Genomic DNA, 21,817 nt, shown 5'->3' with positions numbered 1-21,817 from the left:
CGCCATCGCCGTCCTGCAGCGTGTAGGTGAAGACATCCGACACGCCACCCGGCGTCCCCTCATCACGCGCATAGCTGTAGGAACCATCCGGGTTCAGCGTCAGCACCCCGTATTCGCCCTGCACCACGGTCGCGCCCGCCACCGCCGTCGGCGCACCGCCGGCCGTCGTCGCCGTCACCGAGGACACCTGCGCACCGTCCGCGCCCCGGGTGTCCGCGCCCGTGTCGCCGTCACCCGCATCGGTGATCACGTTGCCGGTCGCCGGACCAAACCCGCCGGCCGCGATCGAATTCGTGTCGCTTATGGCAGTCGGGCCATCATCGCGGAAGAGCAGCAACCCACCCAGGTCCAGACTGGCACTGGCGGTATCGCCATCGCCATCGGTGGCAACCGCCACCAACCGGATCACCCCGCCCGCCACAGCCACCGGCTCGTCGGTGCTGGCCGGGTTCGAATGCTGCAGGGCACGCAGCTGGGTCAGCGTCAGATCGCCAGACTCATTGACTTGGGCGCTGAAAGCCACCAGGTTCGGGTCGCCACCCACCCAGCCCTGAATCACGCCGTCCACCAGATGCAACTCGATGTTTGCCCCCGTGACGGTATCCCGCAGGCCGCTGTCGAGGGTGTTGATCGCCAGCGAATAGGCCACGGCGCCACCATCGGCGCCGAAGTTGGCCTGGAAGGCTCCGGAGAAATTGCCGGTATCGGTCAGGCCCAGATCCGTCTCATCCACGATTAGCCCGGAGAACCCACCCTGGCCAAAATTGACGTCAGGATTGTCATCGTTGATCCGCACATTCAACTGCTGGGTTGGCGACACATCGCCATCCAGGTCGAATGCACGAACCGAGAAACTCTCGCCGACTTGCTCGGAGGCACCTGGGTTGCTGTGATCGAGGGTGTTATCGGTGAGGGTATAGAGCCAGTTACCGCTGGCATCCACGCTCAGGATGCCGTACTGGCCCTGCACCACACCGCCGTTGGTGACATTGATCCAGTTGCCATTGACGTCCTGGATTTCCAGGGCGGACACGCCATCCGGCGAGTTGACGATGATCGCTCCTCCGGCCTGCTCGGCGTTGCTGTCGGGGTTGCTGCCGTCGCTCAGCGCCTCCTCATCGACGCTGGCAGGCCCGACAATCACGGCACCATTGGTATCTTCATACTGGATTTCGATATCGGGAACGGGATCTTCGGCTTGCGGCTCTGCCGCAATGAAAGGTTCGGGATCCGGGAACTCCGGCACATACCCCAGGCCTTCGGTGGGGAAGCCAATGATCGGATCCAGCGCGCCACCAACCTCGCTCAGCAGCACGAAGCTGTGCCCGCCACCTGCCGCGCCAGCCGCACCACCGGCGCCCGGGCCGGCAGCAGTCGCTTCACCCAACTGGGTCGGGTCGACGCCCGCCTCGATCGCCGCCTGCAGCTTCTCGACATCGGTCAGGTCGGCATCGGATGGGGCCGCCGGAGCGCTGTCCGGCGCCGCGCCCTGTGACGCCCCCTCTGTACCGGCGAGCAGCTGTTCGGTGAGGCCCATGCTGCTGTCACGGCCAAGCGTCAAGACCTGGCCATTGGTCATGGCGACGGAGATGGCACCGCCGGCGCCTGTTACGAGTTGTTCGCCGCTATAGACACGATCGCCTTCGACTAGCGGTCGACGCGATCCATCGCCAGCTACCGCAAAGACTTCGCCGACAACCTGGCTGACGATACCAATCAAAGTAGCCATGAGTCCTTCCTCCACAACACAACTGTCGACCGTGGTCGACACGTTTCAAAAGGATCAATCGCCTTTCGAGCCACGAAGCATGTGAGAAGAAAGCAGGATGGACTGAATCGGTGCGTTATTAATTTGTCACGCCAACGCGACAAAAAAGTGTCGCCCTAACTGCACCGGCCTACTCCATCGGGTATATCCCGCCCTTATGCTCCAAACCGCGACTGACCATCATTCTTTACCGCAAAACGGCATGAAAACCCCATTTCTCGCGGCTTACGAAGGAAACAATGTGCCCGTTATCACGGAGTGCATAAGACTTATTTCTCATAAATCTTGTTCTGAATTTTTCTTAGCTACTCTTGAGGATGTTCTTAGCTGTGATGTAACAGGCTTGAAGCGCCTTTCTAGGAACTAGATGTCATTATTTTGGCGTTAAGACCGAGCATATGAATCAAGGAGAGCCCCTCATGCACGTTCTAAAACCGCTCTGCAGCAGCATCCTGCTCGCCATGCTCAGTACGCAGGTGCAGGCCATGACGCTCGCCGAAGCGATCCAGAGCACCATCGACAATCATCCGGAACTGCATGCCAGCATGAATGACCGCCTCTCTACGGATGAAGAGGTGAAAGTTGCCAAAGGTGGCTACCTGCCCACCGTCGACCTGCTGCTGGGCTATGGCCGGGAGCAGACCGACAGCCCCAGCACCCGCGCCCAGGACAACGACCACAACAAGGAAACCCTCAACTATCGCGACGCCGAGCTGCGTCTGCGGCAAATGCTGTTCGACGGTTTCAACACCCCCAACGAGGTGGCGCGCACCGAGGCCGTCGTCAACTCGCGGGCTTACTACGTACTCGCCACCTCGGAAAGCCTGGCCCTGCGCACCGCCGAGGTCTACCTGGATGTCCTGAAGCGTCGCGAAATGGTGAGCCTGGCCGAGAACAACCTGCAGGCGCACCAGCGCATCAACGATCAAATCCGCCTGCGCAGCGAGCGGGGCGTCGGTAGCACCGCCGACCTCGACCAGTCCGAGGCGCGCCTGGCTCTGGCCAAGAACAACCTGTACACCGAGCAGGTCAACCTGGCGGATGCAGAAGCCAACTTCTTCAGCGCGGTCGGCCGCATGCCCGACGAACTGGAGCAACCCAGCACGGTGAAAGGCGAAGTACCGCAAGACATCAACCTGGCCCGCCAGACCGTGATCGACAACAACCCCTACCTGAAATCGGCGCAGGCGGATGTGAATGCCGCCGAGAAACAGTACGAAGTGGCCAAGTCGCCCTTCTACCCGCGCTTCGACCTGGAACTGGCCACCACCGCCGACGACAACGTCCAGGGCGATGAAGGCCACTACAACACCTGGCGGGCAGCCGTGGTAATGAACTACAACTTGTTCAACGGCCTGCGCGACAAGGCGCGCCTACAATCGGCGGCGCACCAGATCAACCAGTCGATGGACATTCGCAACAATGCGCTGCGCGTGCTCAACGAGAACCTGGCCCTGGCCTGGAACGCCATGGAAAACGCGCGCCTGCAAACCCCCGAGGCACGTGACTATGCCGACTACACCTCGCGCGTGCGCGAGGCCTACCAGCAGCAGTTCAGCCTGGGGCAGCGCACCCTGCTCGACCTGCTGGACAGCGAGAACGAACTGTTTACCGCCAACCGTCGCTACACCGAGGTGCGTTATATCGAAGAGTTCTCCATGTACCGTGTGCTCTCCGCCACGGGAGAGCTGCTGAAGAAACAGAACGTGGTGTTGCCGGCCGAAGCTGTAGCCCTCACCGAAGTGAAGAGCGAGGCCCGCCTGCCGGAAATGAAGTAATCCCGGCGAAGGGAGCGTCTGCCAACACGCCCACTGTTGGCAGACGGTCTCTCAGGAGTAGTGACCTTGACCACCATGGAACGGACACCCTCCGATGACCAACGGCAGAGTCACGACGACCCGCTGTTGGACGGATTGCTGATCCTTTGCAAACTGCATGATTGTTCCGCCAGTCGCGCCAGCCTCACGGCCGGCCTGCCCATGCCCGCACAACGCCTGACTGCCGAGCTGTTGCCCCGCGCCGCCGCCAGGGCCGGCCTGCAGGGGCGCATACTGCGGCGCGAGCTGAGCGCCATCTCGCCACTCAACCTGCCGGTATTGCTGCTGCTCAAAGATGGCCGCAGCGCCGTGCTGCGCAAGATCGGCCCGCAGAACAAGCTGCTGATCCTGCCGTGCGAGTCCGAAGGCGGCGAGCAGTGGGTCAGCCATGAACACCTGGCCCTGGAATACTCGGGGCAGGCACTGTTCGCCCGCCCGCGGCATGAACTGGAGGATGTGCGCAACCCACTGGTGCCACGCATCGAGGCTTGGTTCCGCGATACCTTGAAGCTGTCGCGCTGGCTCTATACCGACGCGGTCCTTGCCAGCCTGCTGATCAACCTGCTCGGCCTGATGGTGCCGTTGTTCGTCATGCAGACCTACGACCGCGTGGTGCCCAACCAGGCCACCGCAACCCTGTGGGTACTGGTCATCGGCCTGTTCATCGGCAGCGGCTTTGAGTTGCTGCTGCGCGTGCTGCGCGCCCACCTGCTGGATGTGGCCGGCAAGAAGACCGACGTGGTGCTGTCCGCCACCCTGTTCGAACGCATCACCGGCATGTCGATGAAGGCGCGCCCGGCGACGATCGGCGGCTTTGCCCAGAGCATTCACGACTTTCAGGGACTGCGCGAATTCCTGACGGCGGTCACGCTGACCAGCCTGATCGACCTGCCCTTCTCCGTCTTGATGATCGTGATCATCGGCCTGCTCGGCGGCTGGCTGGTGGTGATCCCGCTGCTGGCCTTCCCGATCACCGCGATCTTCGCGCTGATCATCCAGGCCCGCCTGCGCGACACGGTACAGAAGAGCCTGGTCCTGGGGGCCGAACGCCAGGCCCTGCTGATCGAGACGCTCGGCGGCCTGGAAACCCTCAAGGCCTGCGGTGCCGAGAGCGAACGCCAGCACCGCTGGGAAAAGACCCACGGCGCCCTCACCCGCCTGGACAACCACAGTCGCTTCCTGGCCTCCCTGGCCACCAACGGTACCCTGTTCTTCCAGCAGGTCGCCGGCATGGCCACCATAGTCGCCGGGGTTTACATCATCATTGCCGGGCACCTGAGTGTCGGCGCCCTGGTCGCCTGCTACATGCTCGGCAGTCGCGTGCTGTCGCCCCTCGGGCAGATTGCCGGGTTGATCACCCGCTACCAGCAGGCGCGCCTGACCATGACCAGCACCGACGCCCTGATGGCCCTGCCGCAGGAGCGCCAAGCCAACCAACGCCCGCTGGAACGCACTCAGCTCAAGGGCGCCCTCGACGTGCGCCAGGTCAGCTTCAGCTATCCCGGACAGAGCACGCCGGCCCTGGCCAAGGTCAGCCTGCACCTGGCTGCCGGGGAACGGGTCGGCATCATCGGCCGCAGCGGTTCGGGCAAGAGCACCCTGGCCCGCCTCGTGATGAACTTCTACACCCCGGATGAAGGGCAGATCCTCCTCGATGGCCTCGACCTGCGCCAGCTGGATGTCGCCGACCTGCGCCACCAGATCGGCTATGTCGCCCATGACCTGCCGCTGCTGGCCGGCAGCCTGCGCGACAACCTGACCCTTGGCGCGCGCTATGTCAGCGATGCGCGCATGCTCGAAGTGGCGGAGCTGACCGGGGTGTCCGAACTGGCGCGGCAGCATCCCAGGGGCTTCGACCGTCCGGTGGGCGAACGCGGCCAGCTTCTCTCCGGCGGCCAGCGCCAGGCGGTATTGCTGGCACGCGCCCTGCTTCTCGACCCGCCGATCCTGTTGCTCGACGAGCCGACCAGCGCCATGGACAACACCAGCGAGGACATCCTGCGCAACCGCCTGCACGGCTGGGCACAAGGCAAGACCGTGCTGCTGATTACCCATCGGGCCTCGATGCTCAGCCTGGTCGATCGTCTGGTGGTGCTCGACAATGGCCATGTCGTCGCCGATGGCCCCAAGGAAGCCGTGATCGAAGCCCTGCGCAAGGGCCGCGTCGGTCCGGCGGCGGTATGACGCGCTGCCCCGCTGGAGGTCGTGCATGGAACTGAGCCAATCGATTCGTGACTACTTCGGCAGCCTGCAGAAACACAAGCAGGACACCGAGTTCATGCCCGAGGTGGACGGAGCCGTCCTCGAAGACTCGCCCTGGCTGGCCCGGGCCACCGTGTGGACGGTCTGCGCCTGCCTGCTGGCCGCCCTGGTCTGGGCCAAGTTCGCCGTGCTGGAGGAGGTCACCACCGGTGAAGGCAAGGCCATTCCCTCGAGCAAGGTCCAGGTGATCCAGAACCTCGAAGGCGGCATCGTCACGGAGATCTTCGTACGCGAAGGCCAGGTGGTGAACAAGGGCGACACCTTGCTGCGCCTGGACGACACCCGTTTCCTCTCCAACCGTGGCGAGACCGAGGCCGACCGCATGGCCCTGGTCGCCCGGGTCGAACGCCTCAGCGCCGAGGCCGAGGGCCGCCCCCTGGCGCTGCCCGAGGAGCTGGTAAAAGTCGCGCCGCAGCTGGTCGAGGATGAGATGGCCCTGTATCGCTCGCGCCAGCAGCGCCTGCACAGCGAGCAGAACACCCTGCGCGAACAGCTGCAACAGAAGACCCAGGAGCTCGCCGAGTTCCGCGCCAAGGCCCAGCAGTACCGCTCCAGCCTGGGGCTGATCCAGCAGGAACTGAACATGTCGCAGCCGCTGGTGGCGACGGGGGCGATCTCCCAGGTCGAGATCCTGCGCCTGCGCCGCAGCGCGGTGGAGGTGCGCGGCTCGCTGGATGCCACCACCCTGGCCATTCCACGGGCCGAGTCGGCGGTAGAGGAGATCAAGAGCCGCATCGAAGAGTCCGAACTGGGCTTTCGCTCGGATGCCTTCAAGGAACTCAATGAAATGCGCACCGAGCTGAAGAAGATCACCTCCACCAGCGTCGCCATCGATGACCGGGTGACCCGCACCACCGTGGTTTCGCCGGTGCACGGGGTGATCAAGCTGCTCAAGGTCAACACCATCGGCGGCGTCGTGCAGCCCGGCGATACGATGGTCGAGGTCGTGCCGCTGGAAGACAACCTGCTGATCGAAGCCAAGGTGCGCCCCCAGGATGTGGCGTTCCTGCACCCGGGACAGAAGGCCATGGTCAAGTTCACCGCCTACGACTACACCATCTATGGCGGGCTCAAGGCCAAGCTGGAGCTGATCAGCGCCGACACCATCACCGACGAGGAAGGCAACAGCTTCTACCTGATCCAGGTGCGCACCGACAGGAGCCACCTGGGCAGCGACGAGCACCCGCTGCTGATCATCCCCGGCATGGTCGCCACCGTGGACATCATCACTGGCGAGAAAAGCGTGCTGGACTACCTGCTCAAACCCGTGCTCAAGGCCCGGTCGGAGGCGCTGCGCGAGCGCTAAGCGCAGGCTTTGCTACAGCGCCTAGCCGCTGCTGCGGGAGCGGGTTTATCCGCGAAATTCGCGGCTGAAGCCGCTCCTACGCAAAGCCAGTGCTCGCCTCCCGGTTCGCGCACAAGGGCAATTAAACTGCCGACGGCACAGGGTCTACTGCTACAGATGGTTGCGGCGGAACGTGGCCTCGCCCATCGCCGCGATCTGCCCCTCGATCAATGCCTCGAATGGCCGTAGCAGCTCGTCGAAACAGGCCGGCGCTTCCTGCAGGTTCAGGGCAACGCTGATCGCCTCGATGGTGGCCAGCGCGCCCTCGGCCGGCGCCTTGCGCAAGCGATAGCGCGAGACCAGCCCTGGCGGCAGGCAGACCCGCGGCAAGGCGGCCAGCCCGGGATTCACGTGCAGCAGCTTGCGGGCCTTGCGCCAGGTGCCATCCGGCACCACCAGCAGCAGCGGCCGCTCATCGCCGGCCTCGGGCAGCAGCGGCAACGGCTGTGCGCCCTCCCCCGGAAACAGCAGGCAGGCGCGATAGGCCGGGTCCAGCCATTGCGCCAGGTCGGCAAACACCTCGCCCACCCGCAGCTCGGCATTCTGCAGGCCCAGCGCCGCCAGGCGCGCCGTGTTCAGGGCATGCCGCACCTCATCCGGATGCTGCAGGATCAGCACTCGCGTACGGCTCGGCAGGTTGGCCAGCAATGGGCACAGGCAATGGCTCTGCGGCCGGGCGCAGCGCTCGCAGCAAGGTCGGGACATCGGGGTTCTCCTTCGGCCGCGCAGTGTGCCACAGGCGCCGTGCAGCGCCGCACATCACCGCCGAGCGGATGGCCGAGCGCGGGCAAAGGGCACACGCCCGCGCGCACTGGGCAGCGCACAAAGGCGAAGACCCGGCATGGCCGGGTCTTCCGGGGGCAGCGGCCCGGGTTCCAGCCGGCCGCTTTAACCCGTATCGGCAACTGCAAGCAGTGCGGCTCGCAGCTAGCGGTTGAAGCGCTCCGCCAGGCTGTGCAGGTACTCGGCCATCTGCTCCAGCTCCCGGCCAATCGCCGCGCCCTGCTGCGCCTGCCCGGCGCTGTGGTCGGACAGCTGGGCGATGCGGGTGATCTGCCGGCTGATATCTTCCGCCACATGGCTCTGCTGCTCGGAAGCCGCAGCCATCTGCTGGCTCATGCCGGTGATGCGGGTCACCGCGGTGCTGATGCCGACCAGGGCCTCACGCACCTCCTCGACGCTCTGCACGCTCTCGCGGGAGATGGCCTCGCCCTTGCCCGCAGTGTGGACCGCCCGGTCTGCGCCGCTGCGCAGCGAGGCGATGATCTGGTGGATCTGCTCGGTGGATTCGCGGGTGCGTCCGGCCAGCGCCCGCACCTCGTCGGCCACCACGGCAAAGCCGCGGCCCTGCTCGCCGGCGCGCGCGGCCTCGATCGCCGCATTCAGTGCCAGCAGGTTGGTCTGTTCGGCAATCGAGGTGATCACGTCGGCCACGCTGCCGATCGACTGGGTCGACTCGGCCAGGTCGTTCACCGCCCGACCGATCTCGTGCACGGCCCCGGCCATGTGCTGCATCGCCTCCAGGCTGCTGTCGGCCAACTGGCGCCCCTGCAGGGCCAGGCGATCGGCCTCCTCGGCGGCGTGCGAGGTGTTCTGCACATTGTGCGTCACCTCCTGGATGGTGGCGGCCATCTGGTTGATCGCCGTGGCCGACTGATCCGTCTCGCTGCGTTGCTGGTCCAGCAGCTCGGCGCCCGAACGCGACAGCTCGGCGGACTGCGCGGCCCGTTGCCGCACACTTTCACCGGCATCTTCCAGGCGCGTCAGGGCGGTCTGCAGGCGCGCCTCTTCACTGATCATCGCCATGTCGAGCAAAGCCTGGGCACCGCGATTGTCGCTGTAAGTCAGAGCCACCAGGGCACTGGTGAAGGCCTTGGGGTGTTCGGCCAGGGTTTTGCGGATCAACTGGCGCTGGCTGTACAGCTGGTAGGAACCCAGGGCGAACATCACCGCCAGGATGAAAACGGGCAGCCAGATACCACTGAGCAGCCAATGCGAGCCCAGTATCACCAAGCCCGCCAGAATCAGTGGCCAGCAACGCACCAGGTCATAGGTCCAGGCTTCGAGCATGGGCACCGGCGGCTTGCCGGCCCGCAAGCGCGCGTAGAGCGCTTCGGCGCGGCGCTTCTGCTCGGCCGTGGGCAGCGAGCGCACCGACTCGTAACCCGCCATCTTGCCATTCTCGTAGATCGGCGTGACATAGGCGCTGACCCAGTAGTAATCGCCATTCTTGGCGCGGTTCTTGACCACCCCCATCCAGGGCTTGCCCTGCTTGATGGTCTCCCACATATGGCCGAATACCGCTGGCGGCATGTCCGGATGGCGCACCAGGTTATGCGGCTGGCCAATCAGCTCTTCGCGGGTGAAGCCGCTGATCGAGACGAAGGCGTCGTTGCAATAGGTGATCTTGCTGTTCAGGTCGGTCGTCGAGATCAGGCGTTCCGCAGCGGGAAAGGTTCTTTCCTGCTGAGACACGGGGAGATTCTGGCGCATGGGAGATCATCCTTGAATAAGGTTGATGGCGGACTTCCGGGCTCACCCAATATTGTCTAGCACAGCCCAGAAAATTCACCAGCACGCCCGTGCCATTACTCCGACATCACGCTACAGCCTAGAGAATACGGGGCTGCACGGATAAAGACCGAGACCGACGCGATCTCAGCGATGCCCCCCGGCCGGCAATGGCAATGGCAATGGCAATGCCACGCGCCACGGCGCTGCGGGACGCCTTGCGCCTCCCCGCCGAGACTTTACCGATGGGCTGTGCTGCAGCGCTTAGCCGCGGCGCGGATCCCGCGGCGCCGGCTGGCGGCGGACCGGGATCGGCTGCAGGCGCGGAGCCTCGACGACGCCAAGGGCAATCAGGCACTGACGGATAAGACTGTGCAATTTGGCTTTCATGCGACTTCCTCCTGCCTGGGGCAATGCAGTCATGGCCGCTGGCAGCGGCCACTTCTGAGCATAGGTTAGTTCGCGCCGGCCAGCCGCCGGCTGTCGCAGATCAATGGTCGCGTTACTGGATGGTGTCGGCCACTTCCTTGCGCCGGTAGGGGAACACGTCGATCACCTTGCCGGCGCGAATCGCTTCCTGCAGCCCCTGCCAGTAGGCGGCGTCGAACAGGTCGCCATGCAGCTTGTTGAACAGGCGGCGCTGGCGGATGTCGGCGAACAGGAACGGCGGGAACTCCTCGGGGAACACGTCCAGCGGCGCCACCGAATACCAGGGCTCGGAAGACATCTCGTCTTCCGGGTAACGCGGCGGCGGGATGCGCCGGAAGTTGGCCTCGGTCAGGTAGCAGATCTCGTCGTAGTCGTAGAACACCACGCGGCCATGGCGGGTGACGCCGAAGTTCTTCAGCAGCATGTCACCGGGGAAGATGTTCGCCGCGGCCAGTTGCTTGATCGCCAGGCCGTAGTCTTCCAGGGCCTCGCGCATCTGCGCCTCATTGGCGCTCTCCAGGTAGATGTTCAGCGGGATCATGCGCCGCTCGGTCCAGCAGTGGCGGATCAGCACGGTGTCGCCGTTCTCGATCTCGACCGTGGACGGTGCCACTTCCAGCAGCTCGGCCAGGCACTCGGGGTCGAACTTGGCCTTGGGGAAGCGGAAGTCGGCAAACTCCTGGGTATCGGCCATGCGCCCGACCCGGTCGACGCTCTTCACCAGGCGGTACTTCTCGATCACCGTGGCGCGGTCGACGTTCTTCGATGGCGAGAAGCGGTCCTTGATGATCTTGAACACCGTGTTGAAGCCCGGCAGGGTGAACACGCTCATGACCATGCCGCGCACGCCGGGGGCCATGATGAACTTGTCGTCGGTGCTGGCCAGGTGGTTGATCAGCGCCCGGTAGAACTCCGACTTGCCGTGCTTGTAGAAGCCGATCGAGGTGTACAGCTCGGCGATGTGCTTGCCCGGCAGGATGCGCTTGAGGAAGCCGATGAACTCCGCCGGGATCTCCACCCGCACCATGAAGTAGGAACGGGTGAAGGAGAAGATGATCGAGACTTCCGCCTCGTCGGTGATCAGGGTGTCGATCTGGATGCCCTGCCCTTCGCGGTGCAGCAGCGGAATCACCAGCGGCCACTGCTCGTCGCGGGTATAGACGCGCCCGACCAGGTAGGCGCCCTTGTTGCGGTACAGGGTCGAGGAGAACAGCTCGATGGTCAGCTCCGGATCCTTGCACACCCAGTCCGGCAGGTTGGCGCGCAGCTGGGTTTCTAGGCGCTGGATATCGCGCTCGAGGTTCTCGAAGTCGACGCTGAAGCGGTAATCGCCGAATACCGCCTGCAAGGCCTGCTGCAGGTTGCCCTGCGGCCGGTAGATGCGGGTTTGCGGCGCACTGGCCTGGGGGCGCAGGGCCGGCCGCGTGGTGTGGATGAACATGCAGCCATCGCTGATCTGGTCATGGCTGAACAGGCCGCAGAAGATCGAGTTGAACCAGGTCTCCGCCAGTTCGTCGTCGTAGCGCTGGTCGATCAGGGTGATGTAGGCGCTTTTCACCAGCGGCCACAGTTCGACATCCAGCAGGAAGTCGTCGCTGAAGCTGGCCCGCAGGCGCTTGCCCACTTCGCTGACCTTTTCCTCGTAGAGGTTGATGCGCGCCGCCGAGGCGGCCTGCGCCTCCTGCCACTGGGCCTTCTCGAAGCGTGCCCGGGCGCCATTGGTGATCTCACGGAAGTGCTCGCGATAGTCGTCGAAACCGTCGAGGATCTGACGGGCGATATCGGCGGCCGGTCGTTGCTGCGCCATGGGAAAACCTCTGCTGCGGATGCGGAACCGCGAGCTTAGCCAGAGCGACGCGCCAGGGAAAGCCGCAATCGCACGGCGGCGCTGCAGAAAGCGCCGGAGCCAAGGTTCGAGCGCGGATTGCCAGGAGCTCTGCGCAAAAAAAGAAGGCGGCGTCCGGGGGAGGAGCGCCGCCTTAAAGCACTGATGGAGTGCAAGAGCAATCAGATCAGCAGCAGGTAAACCTGATAGGCCACCCAGCCCAGCAGCGCGCCGGCCGGTAGGTCGGCCAGGTAATGCTGCTTGGTGAAGGTACAGGACAGGGCGATCAGCAGCGGGAACAGGAACACCCAGGGCCCCAGCGAACCCAGCGCCAGCAGCGCCGTCAGGGTGGCCACCGAGACATGCATGCTGGGGAAGCAGTTGGACGGCGCATCGAAGCGCTGCACGAACCGCAGGAAGCGCTCGGACCAGCTGCTCCCGGTATTGATGCTGCGCCAGTGCTCGGGAGTCGACACCGGGAAGGCGCAGAAGCAGACCATCTGCATCACCAGCAGGACGATGTAGGAGAAGGCGATGATGGTGAAGTCGCGCGGGCTCTCCACCAGCCAGTTGATGTAGAGGATCGCCGGGTAGTAGAGGAAGCTGTAGATCCATGACCAGGACGGCCAGAACGGCATCTTCTCGTCCAGGCGCGAGTGGAAGGTGCGCACCTCCACCAGGGTGTAGCGCTGGGTCAGGAAATAGAACTGGTAGACCCCAACGATCATGATCACGCTGAGAATCAGGTTGATGAAGAAATCGTGGCTCTGCATCCGCTCAACCCTCGCTCGCCAGAGGAGCGTGGTTCAGTCGGCAAGCCGGGGGGCGGGAAATGCAGCGCGCAGGCGAGCGCGAATCAGTCGACATGGCATCCATTCCAGAGTCGTTCTTGAGGGCGACCATTCTACGCGCAGCCGCCACCCGGCTGTGCGTTCGATCCGCTCAGGCTGTGAAGCATCTCTAACAAATCGCCCGGCAAGCGGACAAAAAAAGCCCGTCACGAGGACGGGCCAGGAGAGTACCGCCCTGCCGACAGGGCGGTGAAAATCAGGCAGTCAGGCGACCTTCTGCTGGCCGAGCACGTCCGCCGCGCCCGGCACGGTCTGCCCGCCAGCGGCCAGTTGCTGTTGCAGCGTGGTCTCGTCGAGCTGCTTGCACCACTTGGCGACCACGATGGTGGCCACGCCGTTGCCGATCAGGTTGGTCAGGGCGCGGGCTTCCGACATGAAGCGGTCGATGCCGAGGATCAGCGCCAGGCCGGCAACCGGCAGGTGGCCGACCGCAGACAGGGTGGCCGCCAGCACGATGAAGCCGCTGCCGGTCACCCCGGCCGCGCCCTTGGAGGCGATCAGCAGCACCGCCAGCAGGGTGATCTGGTGGGTGATGTCCATCGGCGTGTCGGTGGCCTGGGCGATGAATACCGCGGCCATGGTCAGGTAGATCGAGGTGCCGTCGAGGTTGAACGAGTAGCCGGTAGGAATGACCAGGCCGACCACCGACTTGTTCGCGCCGAGCTTCTCCATCTTGTCCAGCATGCGCGGCAGGGCCGACTCCGAGGACGAGGTGCCGAGCACGATCAGCAGCTCTTCGCGGATGTATTTGATGAACTTGAGAATGCTGAAGCCGTGGGCCTTGGCGATACCGCCGAGGACCAGCAGGACGAACAGCGCGCAGGTGACGTAGAAGCAGATCATCAGCTGGCCCAGCTGCACCAGCGAACCGACGCCGTACTGGCCGATGGTGAAGGCCATGGCGCCGAAGGCACCGATGGGCGCGACCTTCATGATCATGTTGATGATGCCGAACATCACCTGGGCGATCTGGTCGATGAAGTGCAGCACCGGCTTGCCGTAGTCGCCCATGCGCTGCAGGGCGAAGGCGAAGATCACCGAGAAGAACAGCACCTGCAGGATGTCGCCGCTGGCAAAGGCGCCGACTATGGTGCTGGGGATCACGTTGAGCAGGAAGGCCACGGTGCTCTGCGACTCGCCGGCGGCGGCGTAGGCGGCGATGCCCTTGGTGTCGAGGGTGGACGGGTCGACATGCATGCCGACGCCCGGCTGCACCACGTTGACCACGACCAGGCCGATCAGCAGGGCCACGGTGGAGACGATTTCGAAATACAGCAGCGCGTAACCGCCGGTCTTGCCCACCGCCTTCATGTCCTGCATGCCGGCGATGCCGCTGACCACGGTGCAGAAGATGATCGGCGCGATGGCCATCTTGATCAGTTTGACGAAGCCATCACCCAGCGGCTTCAGGGCAACGCCGGTCTCCGGGTAGAAATGTCCGAGGGCGATACCGATGGCGATGGCCACCAGCACCTGGGCGTACAGACTCTTGTACAGCGGTTTGCGGGTCATGGCAGTTCCTCTCTTGCTGCGCCAGCCTCGATGTCCGCAAGGCCGTGCAGCCGCATTTAGCGCTAACCCTCCTCACTGGAGGGATTTGTTGTGGGGCTCCACCGGGGAGCTGTAGCGCTTATCGCAAGGCTTGTGCCAGCCGCCTAAATTTAAATAAATTCCTTTAATAACAAACACTTAATATAATTATCGGCATCTCTTGAGCGACATTTATGGCGGATTCCCGCCAAGTGCGCGGCGGGTTTCCCCCATCCTGCCGGGCACGTTGCGCCTGCCATGGCTTTACCTGACATTCGATTTTCCATATATTCGAAAAATCGAATATATGGAGGACGCCAGCATGAGCGAACCCCTGACCCCGACCAGCGTCTTCAAATGCCTGGCCGACGACACCCGCGTGCGCCTGATGCTGCTGGTCACCGGCGAAGGCGAGCTGTGCGTCTGCGAGCTGACCTGCGCCCTGGGCGAAAGCCAGCCGAAGATCTCCCGCCACCTGGCCCAGCTGCGCACCTGCGGCCTGCTGGCCGACCGCCGCCAGGGCCAGTGGGTGTACTACCGCCTGCACCCGGATCTGCCGGAGTGGGTGCTGGGCGTCCTGCGCACCACCCTGGAGGCCAACCGCGACTGGCTCACCCCCGTCGCCCAGCGCCTGCAATGCATGGATGACCGCCCCGAACGCGCCGTCTCCTGCTGCTGACGCCTGGCCAGACCGAAAAGGACCCTACCGATGCACGACGACAGCCTGCCCCAGCTCGACGACCAACTGTTCGCGCTGCCCGATGCCGACCGGCTCGGCACCCCGCTGCAGGCCACGCACCAGCCGCGCATCCTGCTGCTGTACGGCTCGACCCGCCAGCACTCGTTCAGCCGCCTGCTCACCGAGGAGGCCGCGCGCCTGCTGCAGCGCTTAGGCGCCGAAACGCGCATCTTCGACCCGCGCGGCCTGCCGCTGCCGGACGATGCCCCGGACAGCCACCCCAAGGTGCAGGAACTGCGCGAACTGATGCAGTGGTCGGAAGGCCAGGTGTGGTGCTCGCCGGAACGCCACGGCGCGATGACCGCCGTGTTCAAGGCGCAGATCGACTGGGTGCCGCTGGCCATCGGCGCGATCCGCCCGACCCAGGGCAAGACCCTGGCGCTGATGCAGGTCTGCGGCGGCTCGCAGTCGTTCAACGTGGTCAACCAGCTGCGCGTGCTGGGGCGCTGGATGCGCATGTTTACCATCCCCAACCAGTCCTCGGTGCCCAAGGCCTTCCTCGAATTCGATGCGGCCGGGCGGATGAAGCCTTCGGCCTATTACGACCGGGTGGTGGATGTCATGGAAGAACTGGTCAAGTTCACCCTGCTGCTGCGCGAGCGCGCCGACTACTTGGTCGACCGCTACTCCGAACGCAAGGAGTCGGCCGAGCAACTATCGAAACGCGTCAATCAATCTGCCATTTGAGGAACCCCGCATGACCATCAAAGTCGGTATCAACGGCTTCGGCCGCATCGGACGCCTGGCCCTGCGCGCCGCCTGGGGCTGGTCGGAGCTGGAGTTCGTGCAGATCAACGATCCGGCCGGCGACGCTGCCACCCACGCCCACCTGCTCAATTTCGACTCGGTGCACGGCCGTTGGCAGCATGAGGCCAGCAGCGCCGGCGACTGCGTGGTGATCGACGGCCAGTCGATCAGGGTCACGGCCAACAAGGCCATCGCCGACACCGACTGGAGCGGCTGCGATCTGGTGATCGAGGCCAGCGGCAAGATGAAGACCGTCGCGATGCTTTCGGCCTACCTCGACCAGGGCGTGAAGCGCGTGGTGGTCAGCGCCCCGGTCAAGGAAGCCGGCGCGCTCAACGTGGTGATGGGGGTCAACCAGCAACTGTTCGACCCGGCCGTGCACCGCATCGTCACCGCCGCCTCCTGCACCACCAACTGCCTGGCACCGGTGGTCAAGGTGATCCACGAGCACCTCGGCATCCGTCACGGCTCGATCACCACCATCCACGACCTGACCAACACCCAGAGCATCCTCGACCAGCCGCACAAGGACCTGCGCCGCGCCCGCGCCTCGGGCATGAGCCTGATCCCCACCACCACCGGTTCGGCCACCGCCATCGCCGAGATCTTCCCCGAGCTGCGCGGCAAGCTGAACGGCCATGCCGTGCGCGTGCCGCTGGCCAACGCCTCGCTGACCGACTGCGTGTTCGAGGTCGAGCGCGCGACCACCGCGGACGAGGTCAATGCCCTGCTCAAGGCCGCGGCCGCCGGCCCGCTGGCGGGCATCCTCGGCTACGAGGAACGGCCGCTGGTGTCCATCGACTACCGCACCGACCCGCGCTCCTCGATCATCGATGCACTGTCGACGATGGTGGTGGGTGGCACCCAGGTGAAGCTCTACGCCTGGTACGACAACGAGTGGGGCTACGCCAACCGCACCGTGGAGCTGGCGCGGCTGGTCGGGATGGCAAGTTGACCCGTAGGGTGCGCCGTGCGCACCACCTGCCGCGCCATGGTGCGCGCGGCGCACCCTACACCATGAATCCGCCCTGCGCTCCGTTCACCGGATAACCTCATGCACTCCCTCGCGACCCTCTCGCCCGCCGTGCGCCAGTACCTGCTGGTGACCGGCAACTACTGGGCCTTCACCCTCACCGACGGCGCCCTGCGCATGCTGGTGGTGCTGCATTTCCACAGCCTCGGCTATTCGCCGCTGCAGATCGCCGCGCTGTTCCTGTTCTACGAGATCTTCGGCGTGGTCACCAACCTGGTCGGTGGCTACCTGGGCGCGCGCCTGGGCCTGAATCGCACCATGAACCTCGGCCTCGGCCTGCAGGTGGCGGCGCTGCTGATGCTCTGCGTGCCGGCCGCCTGGCTCACGGTGCCCTGGGTGATGGGCGCGCAGGCGCTGTCGGGCATCGCCAAGGACCTCAACAAGATGAGCGCCAAGAGCTCGATCAAGCTCCTGGTGCCCGCCGGCCAGCAAGGCACCCTGTATAAGTGGGTGGCGATTCTCACCGGCTCGAAGAACGCCCTGAAGGGCGTCGGCTTCTTCCTCGGCGGTGCCCTGCTCGCCCTGCTCGGCTTCACCGGCGCAGTGCTGGCCATGGCCGCCGTGCTGGCGCTGATCTGGCTGGCCAGCCTGCGGCTGCTGCGCAAGGACCTGGGCAAGGCCAAGGGCAAACCCAAGTTCCGCGAACTGCTGTCCAAGAGCCGGGCGATCAACATCCTGTCGGCCGCCCGCCTGTTCCTGTTCGGCGCCCGCGACGTGTGGTTCGTGGTGGCCCTGCCGGTTTATCTCTCCAGCGTGTTCGGCTGGGACTTCTGGCAGGTCGGCGGCTTCCTCGCCAGCTGGATCATCGGCTACGGCATGGTCCAGTCCCTGGCCCCGGCCATCACCGGCAAGCGCAGCGGCCAGGTGCCGGACGGCCGCGCCGCCTTCGTCTGGGCCGCGCTGCTGGCCGGGCTGCCGGCGGCCATCGCCCTCGGCTTGCAGGCCGGTGGCCCGGCACACTGGGTGCTGCTCGGCGGCCTGCTGCTGTTCGGCGTGCTGTTCGCGGTGAACTCCTCGCTGCACAGTTACCTGATCGTCAGCTACGCCAAGGAAGATGGCGTGTCACTGGACGTGGGCTTCTACTACATGTCCAACGCCCTCGGCCGCCTGCTCGGCACCCTGCTATCGGGCTGGGTCTACCAGGCATATGGACTCGAGGCCTGCCTGTGGATTTCCTCGGCCTTCGTCTTGGCAGCGGCGCTGATCTCCCTGGGCCTGCCCAGGCATGCCGAGGGGCTCAGTCCAGGCCGGCAGCCTTGAGCCTGGCCTTGAGCCGCGCCACTTCCTCGATCAGGTCCGCCACCAGGGCGGCCAGTTCGGGGTTGGCGTCGAAGTCGCGCTCCAGCGCCACCAGGCGCCGGGCACGGGCCAGTTCGGCGCTGCTGAAACGCCAGCCGGCCGGCTGCTCCTGGCCCAGCACGCCGAGCAGCCCCGCCTCGACCCGCTCGACTATCCACACCGACTCGACGGCGCAGGCCCGGGCCAGTTCGTCGAGGTCGAGGGTGACCTCATCCACGACAACACCGGTGATGATCTCGATGGACGGCATGCTTCACACTCCCATGGCCTGGCGCGGGTTGAAGGGCAGCTCCTGGGCCATCATGGCGTAGAGCTGGCGGGCCTTGTCCGTGTCGGCGGGCGGCAGGACCACCTCCAGCAGCAGGTACAGGTCGCCCGCCGGCTCGCCGGGAATGCCACGGCCCTTGAGGCGCAGCTTGCGCCCGCTCTGCGAATGCGCGGGAATCTTCACCTGCACCTTGCCGGACGGCGTCGGCGCCTCGATGCTCGCCCCCAGCGCCGCCTCCCAGGGCGTTACCGGCAGCGTCTCGTAGACATCGCGGCCGTCCACCCGGTAGTGCGGGTCCGCCTGGAAGTGCACCTCCAGGTACAGATCCCCGGCCGGTCCGCCGCCGATCCCCGGGCTGCCCTGGCCGGCCAGGCGGATCTGCTGACCCTCGCGGATGCCCTTGGGAATCTGCACGTTGAGGTTGTGCTCCTGCAGGCTCACCCGGCCCTGGGCATCGGCGCGCGCACCGCGCAGGGTGAGGGTGCGCGTCGCCCCCGCATAGGCATCGCGCAGCTCGATGACGATCTTGGCGTGATGGTCCTCGCCGCGCCGCGACTGCGCCCGCCCGTGGGCGTGGCGGCCACGGCCGGCCTGGCCGAACAGGTTGGCGAAGAAGTCGCTGTACTCGCCCAGGTCGGCCGCGGAGAAATCGCCACCGGTAAACTCGAAGCCGCTGTCCCAGCCCGGTGGCGCCTGGAACTCCTGGCCATCCTGGTAACGCCCGCCGAGCTGGTCGTAGGCGGCGCGTTTTTCCACGTCGCCGAGCACCGCGTAGGCCTCGTTGACCTCCTTCATGCGCACTTCGGCATCGGCCTCCTTGCTCACGTCGGGGTGGTACTTGCGCGCCAGCTTGCGGTAGGACTTCTTGATCGCGTCGGCGCTGGCACCCTTGTCGACGCCGAGAATCTGGTAGTAATCCTTGAATTCCACGACTCGGACTCCCCTGCCGCTGGCTGGAACAACGACCGCTGATAGCGCGGCGCCGCTACTGAGTATGGACGGCCACGGCAGCTCTGCCGCGCGAGCCGACCCGAGGCTCAGCCGGCGCGCAGCAGGTCGGCGACCTCGGCCGCCGTGAGCACCTTGCCCACCGACACCACCTGGTCGTCGATGGCCAGCGCCGGGGTCGACATCACCCCGTGGGCGGCGATCTCGGCGAAGTCGGTGACCTTCACCACCTGCGCCGTCAGCCCCAGGTCATGCAGGGCCTGCTGGGTGTTTTCGCTCAGGGTGATGCACTTCTTGCAGCCGGAACCGAGAATCTTGATGATCATGGACACACTCCTTGCCGGTCAGATAAGCAGGTAGGCGAAGCGGTTGAACAGCACGCCGATCAGCATGATGCCGACCGTCACTATGGCGAAGAACAGCGCCAGCAGCGGCGCCTTCACCACCTTCTTGAGCATGATCAGCGACGGCAGCGACAAGGCCGTGACCGCCATCATGAAGGCCAGCGCGGTGCCCAGGCCGACACCCTTGGCCACCAGCGCCTCGGCAATCGGCAGGGTGCCGAAAATGTCGGCATACATCGGCGCACCCACCAGGGTGGCCAGCGGCACCGACCACCAGTGTTCCTCGCCGAGCAGCGCCAGCACCAGCTCCTGGGGAATCCAGTTGTGGATCGCCGCGCCGATGCCCACGCCGATCAGCACATACGGCCAGACGCGGCCGAATACCTCGCGCACCTGCTCCCAGCCGAACAGCAGGCGGTCGCGTCGGGTCAGCTGGCTCGGCGGCAGGTCGAGCACCCTGTTGTGCATGGCGAAGGCCTCGACATGGCGCTCCATGCGCGCCCGGCCGATCAGGCTGCCGCCGAGCACCGCCAGGACGATGCCCACCAGCACGTAGGCCAGGGCGATCGACCAGTTGAAGATGCTCGCCAGCAGGATCACCGAGGCCAGGTCCACCAGCGGCGAGGAAATCAGGAAGGCGAAGGTCACCCCCAGCGGCAGCCCGGAACTGGTGAAGCCGATGAACAGCGGGATCGACGAGCAGGAACAGAACGGCGTGAGAGTGCCGAGCAACGCGCCCATCAGGTTGGCGCGCACCCCGCGCAGGCCGCCGAGGATGCGCCGCGTGCGCTCCGGCGGAAAATAGCTCTGCACCCAGGACACGCCGAAGATCAGCAGCCCGAGCAGGATGAAGATCTTGATCACGTCGTAGAGGAAGAAGTGCAGGCTGGCGCCGAGACGGCTGGCGGTATCCAGGCCCAGGCCGTCCTCCAGCAGCAGGCGCACCAGATCGGCCAGCCAGTCCATGCGCAGCAGCTGCGCGTTGAGCCAGGCGAAGAATTCCATGCTCACTGCACTCCGTGCCGGGCGCCCAGGGCCTCGACGATTTCATTGACCGTGCTGCGCGCGGTGCGGGTCACTCCGATCAGGGTGGCCGAGGCCGCGCCGGTCCACTCGCCATAGCCGACCAGCCACAGCCGCGGCTCCTTGAGCGAACGGGTGCCGGCAACGTCCACCTTGCCATCCTCGTTCACCACGCCCAGCGCGGCCAGGTGATCCAGCGCCGGACGAAAGCCGGTGCACCAGATCACCGCATCCACCGGCGACTCCTGGCCATCGGCCCAGACCACGCCGCTTGCGGTGAAACGGCTGAACGGCCGCACCGCCTTGAGCACGCCACGCGCGCGCGCCTCGCGCACCGGCGGCACCATGACCACATCGCCCAGGCCGCCGACCGGCTGTTCGATCACCCGCCCCTCCTGCAACGCCTTCCAGCGCTCGGTGGCGCGTTCGAACAGCACCCGGCCATCCACCTCGTCGGGCAGGAACAGCGGCTCCTCGGGCGTCACCCAGGTCGTCTCGGCGACCCGCGACACTTCGGCGAGAATCTGCGCCCCGGAATTGCCGCCGCCGACCACCAGCACGCGCTTGCCGGCGAAGGCCCCGGGTTCGACGTAGTCGGCCGAATGCAGCTGCTCGCCGCGAAATCGCTCGGCATCGGCATAGGCCGGAATATAAGGATGGCGCCAAGTGCCGGTGGCGCTGACCAGCGCCTGCGCCAGCCAGCTACGCGCCCCGGCGCGCACCCGCAGGCCGGCGGCCGTGCGCTCGACGGTTTCGACCCACACCGGCCGCTCGACCGGCAACTGGTAGCGCCGCTCGTACTGGGCCAGGTAATCGAGCACATGGTCGCGGCCCGGGTAGCCTTCAGCCACCGGCGGCATCATCCAGCCGGGGATCGAACTCCAGGTCGCCGGCGAGAACAGCCGCAGCGAATTCCAGCCATGCCGCCAGGCCCCGCCTGGCCCCTGCTCCGCATCGAGGATGACGAACGACAGCCCGCTGCGGCGCAGGAAGTACGCCACCGCCAGGGCCGCCTGGCCACCGCCGACAATCACCACGTCCACCTGGGTATCCGCCACTGCCACCCCCGTCTCCACGC

The 21,817-nt window shown here is 65.5% G+C and carries 18 protein-coding genes and 2 pseudogenes; 7 read left to right on the top strand and 13 right to left on the bottom strand.

What is annotated here, in order from left to right:
- On the bottom strand, nt 1-1,729 hold a 1,729-nt coding region (locus F3I62_RS17965), incomplete at its 3' end, for a retention module-containing protein (RefSeq protein ID WP_160491015.1).
- A 458-nt stretch (nt 1,730-2,187) separates the two neighbouring features.
- Here F3I62_RS17965 and F3I62_RS17960 point away from each other — a divergent pair.
- The 3 genes from F3I62_RS17960 (at nt 2,188) to F3I62_RS17950 (ending at nt 7,153) form a co-directional block, all read left to right on the top strand.
- A complete protein-coding gene (locus F3I62_RS17960; RefSeq protein WP_160491014.1) occupies nt 2,188-3,546 on the top strand; it encodes a TolC family outer membrane protein in 1,359 nt (452 codons plus the stop codon).
- A 75-nt stretch (nt 3,547-3,621) separates the two neighbouring features.
- Nucleotides 3,622-5,769 carry a type I secretion system permease/ATPase gene (locus F3I62_RS17955; RefSeq protein WP_372240153.1) on the top strand — a complete coding sequence of 716 codons (2,148 nt, stop codon included), beginning with the start codon at nt 3,622-3,624 and terminating at the stop codon, nt 5,767-5,769.
- Between the two features lie 25 nt (nt 5,770-5,794).
- Entirely contained in the window at nt 5,795-7,153 is a 1,359-nt protein-coding gene (locus F3I62_RS17950; RefSeq protein ID WP_160491012.1) for an HlyD family type I secretion periplasmic adaptor subunit, read from the top strand.
- Between the two features lie 150 nt (nt 7,154-7,303).
- Here F3I62_RS17950 and F3I62_RS17945 read toward each other — a convergent pair whose 3' ends face one another.
- From F3I62_RS17945 to F3I62_RS17925, 7 genes and pseudogenes are all read right to left on the bottom strand, one after another.
- Nucleotides 7,304-7,897 carry a tRNA-uridine aminocarboxypropyltransferase gene (locus tag F3I62_RS17945; RefSeq protein WP_160491011.1) on the bottom strand — a complete coding sequence of 198 codons (594 nt, stop codon included), beginning with the start codon at nt 7,895-7,897 and terminating at the stop codon, nt 7,304-7,306.
- Nucleotides 7,898-8,119: 222 nt separating this feature from the next.
- Nucleotides 8,120-9,094, bottom strand: a pseudogene (locus F3I62_RS20615) (methyl-accepting chemotaxis protein); the annotation flags it as partial.
- A 312-nt stretch (nt 9,095-9,406) separates the two neighbouring features.
- Nucleotides 9,407-9,685 (bottom strand): annotated as a pseudogene (locus F3I62_RS20610) (PAS domain-containing protein); the annotation flags it as partial.
- 282 nt (nt 9,686-9,967) lie between these two features.
- Entirely contained in the window at nt 9,968-10,093 is a 126-nt protein-coding gene (locus F3I62_RS20355; RefSeq protein ID WP_256667815.1) for a PA1414 family protein, read from the bottom strand.
- A 112-nt stretch (nt 10,094-10,205) separates the two neighbouring features.
- Complete coding sequence (gene aceK / locus F3I62_RS17935; protein WP_160491009.1) at nt 10,206-11,939, bottom strand: bifunctional isocitrate dehydrogenase kinase/phosphatase; 1,734 nt, start codon at nt 11,937-11,939, stop codon at nt 10,206-10,208.
- 200 nt (nt 11,940-12,139) lie between these two features.
- Nucleotides 12,140-12,730 carry a phosphatase PAP2 family protein gene (locus tag F3I62_RS17930; protein WP_160491008.1) on the bottom strand — a complete coding sequence of 197 codons (591 nt, stop codon included), beginning with the start codon at nt 12,728-12,730 and terminating at the stop codon, nt 12,140-12,142.
- Between the two features lie 282 nt (nt 12,731-13,012).
- Complete coding sequence (locus tag F3I62_RS17925; protein WP_160491007.1) at nt 13,013-14,320, bottom strand: dicarboxylate/amino acid:cation symporter; 1,308 nt, start codon at nt 14,318-14,320, stop codon at nt 13,013-13,015.
- A gap of 340 nt (nt 14,321-14,660) precedes the next feature.
- On the opposite strand from F3I62_RS17925, the gene F3I62_RS17920 reads away from it, so the two are divergent.
- The 4 genes from F3I62_RS17920 (at nt 14,661) to arsJ (ending at nt 18,117) form a co-directional block, all read left to right on the top strand.
- The gene (locus F3I62_RS17920; protein WP_160491006.1) at nt 14,661-15,017 is read left to right on the top strand and encodes a metalloregulator ArsR/SmtB family transcription factor; all 357 of its coding nucleotides are present in this window, start codon (nt 14,661-14,663) and stop codon (nt 15,015-15,017) included.
- A gap of 30 nt (nt 15,018-15,047) precedes the next feature.
- Nucleotides 15,048-15,764 carry an arsenical resistance protein ArsH gene (arsH, locus tag F3I62_RS17915; RefSeq protein ID WP_160491005.1) on the top strand — a complete coding sequence of 239 codons (717 nt, stop codon included), beginning with the start codon at nt 15,048-15,050 and terminating at the stop codon, nt 15,762-15,764.
- A 10-nt stretch (nt 15,765-15,774) separates the two neighbouring features.
- Nucleotides 15,775-16,779, top strand: a complete 1,005-nt coding sequence (locus tag F3I62_RS17910; protein WP_160491004.1) for an ArsJ-associated glyceraldehyde-3-phosphate dehydrogenase — start codon at nt 15,775-15,777, stop codon at nt 16,777-16,779.
- A 99-nt stretch (nt 16,780-16,878) separates the two neighbouring features.
- Entirely contained in the window at nt 16,879-18,117 is a 1,239-nt protein-coding gene (gene arsJ / locus F3I62_RS17905; protein ID WP_160491003.1) for an organoarsenical effux MFS transporter ArsJ, read from the top strand.
- Here arsJ and F3I62_RS17900 read toward each other — a convergent pair.
- The 5 genes from F3I62_RS17900 to F3I62_RS17880 form a co-directional block, all read right to left on the bottom strand.
- The gene (locus F3I62_RS17900; RefSeq protein WP_160491002.1) at nt 18,095-18,406 is read right to left on the bottom strand and encodes a chaperone modulator CbpM; all 312 of its coding nucleotides are present in this window, start codon (nt 18,404-18,406) and stop codon (nt 18,095-18,097) included. The two genes, arsJ and F3I62_RS17900, sit on opposite strands and share 23 nt — an antisense overlap.
- 3 nt (nt 18,407-18,409) lie before the next feature.
- On the bottom strand, nt 18,410-19,354 hold the full coding sequence (locus F3I62_RS17895; RefSeq protein WP_160491001.1) for a DnaJ C-terminal domain-containing protein: 945 nt from the start codon (nt 19,352-19,354) through the stop codon (nt 18,410-18,412).
- A 107-nt stretch (nt 19,355-19,461) separates the two neighbouring features.
- Nucleotides 19,462-19,698: a thioredoxin family protein gene (locus F3I62_RS17890; RefSeq protein ID WP_160491000.1), complete on the bottom strand. Its 237-nt coding sequence runs from the start codon at nt 19,696-19,698 to the stop codon at nt 19,462-19,464.
- An 18-nt stretch (nt 19,699-19,716) separates the two neighbouring features.
- Nucleotides 19,717-20,721 (bottom strand): permease, encoded by a 1,005-nt coding sequence (locus F3I62_RS17885; RefSeq protein WP_160490999.1) that lies wholly within the window; start codon nt 20,719-20,721, stop codon nt 19,717-19,719.
- A gap of 2 nt (nt 20,722-20,723) precedes the next feature.
- Nucleotides 20,724-21,803: an ArsO family NAD(P)H-dependent flavin-containing monooxygenase gene (locus tag F3I62_RS17880; protein WP_160490998.1), complete on the bottom strand. Its 1,080-nt coding sequence runs from the start codon at nt 21,801-21,803 to the stop codon at nt 20,724-20,726.
- Nucleotides 21,804-21,817: the final 14 nt, after the last annotated feature.

The organism is Pseudomonas sp. R-28-1W-6 (assembly GCF_009799925.1).
GTDB lineage: Bacteria > Pseudomonadota > Gammaproteobacteria > Pseudomonadales > Pseudomonadaceae > Aquipseudomonas.
This window is presented reverse-complemented; position numbering and strand designations above follow the sequence as displayed.

Coding starts and splice junctions, on each gene's coding strand:
- F3I62_RS17960 (WP_160491014.1), top strand. CDS start 2,188: ATGCACGTTCTAAAACCGCTCTGCAGCAGCATCCTGCTCGCCATGCTC.
- F3I62_RS17955 (WP_372240153.1), top strand. CDS start 3,622: ATGGAACGGACACCCTCCGATGACCAACGGCAGAGTCACGACGACCCG.
- F3I62_RS17950 (WP_160491012.1), top strand. CDS start 5,795: ATGGAACTGAGCCAATCGATTCGTGACTACTTCGGCAGCCTGCAGAAA.
- F3I62_RS17945 (WP_160491011.1), bottom strand. CDS start 7,897: ATGTCCCGACCTTGCTGCGAGCGCTGCGCCCGGCCGCAGAGCCATTGC.
- F3I62_RS20355 (WP_256667815.1), bottom strand. CDS start 10,093: ATGAAAGCCAAATTGCACAGTCTTATCCGTCAGTGCCTGATTGCCCTT.
- aceK (WP_160491009.1), bottom strand. CDS start 11,939: ATGGCGCAGCAACGACCGGCCGCCGATATCGCCCGTCAGATCCTCGAC.
- F3I62_RS17930 (WP_160491008.1), bottom strand. CDS start 12,730: ATGCAGAGCCACGATTTCTTCATCAACCTGATTCTCAGCGTGATCATG.
- F3I62_RS17925 (WP_160491007.1), bottom strand. CDS start 14,320: ATGACCCGCAAACCGCTGTACAAGAGTCTGTACGCCCAGGTGCTGGTG.
- F3I62_RS17920 (WP_160491006.1), top strand. CDS start 14,661: ATGAGCGAACCCCTGACCCCGACCAGCGTCTTCAAATGCCTGGCCGAC.
- arsH (WP_160491005.1), top strand. CDS start 15,048: ATGCACGACGACAGCCTGCCCCAGCTCGACGACCAACTGTTCGCGCTG.
- F3I62_RS17910 (WP_160491004.1), top strand. CDS start 15,775: ATGACCATCAAAGTCGGTATCAACGGCTTCGGCCGCATCGGACGCCTG.
- arsJ (WP_160491003.1), top strand. CDS start 16,879: ATGCACTCCCTCGCGACCCTCTCGCCCGCCGTGCGCCAGTACCTGCTG.
- F3I62_RS17900 (WP_160491002.1), bottom strand. CDS start 18,406: ATGCCGTCCATCGAGATCATCACCGGTGTTGTCGTGGATGAGGTCACC.
- F3I62_RS17890 (WP_160491000.1), bottom strand. CDS start 19,698: ATGATCATCAAGATTCTCGGTTCCGGCTGCAAGAAGTGCATCACCCTG.
- F3I62_RS17885 (WP_160490999.1), bottom strand. CDS start 20,721: ATGGAATTCTTCGCCTGGCTCAACGCGCAGCTGCTGCGCATGGACTGG.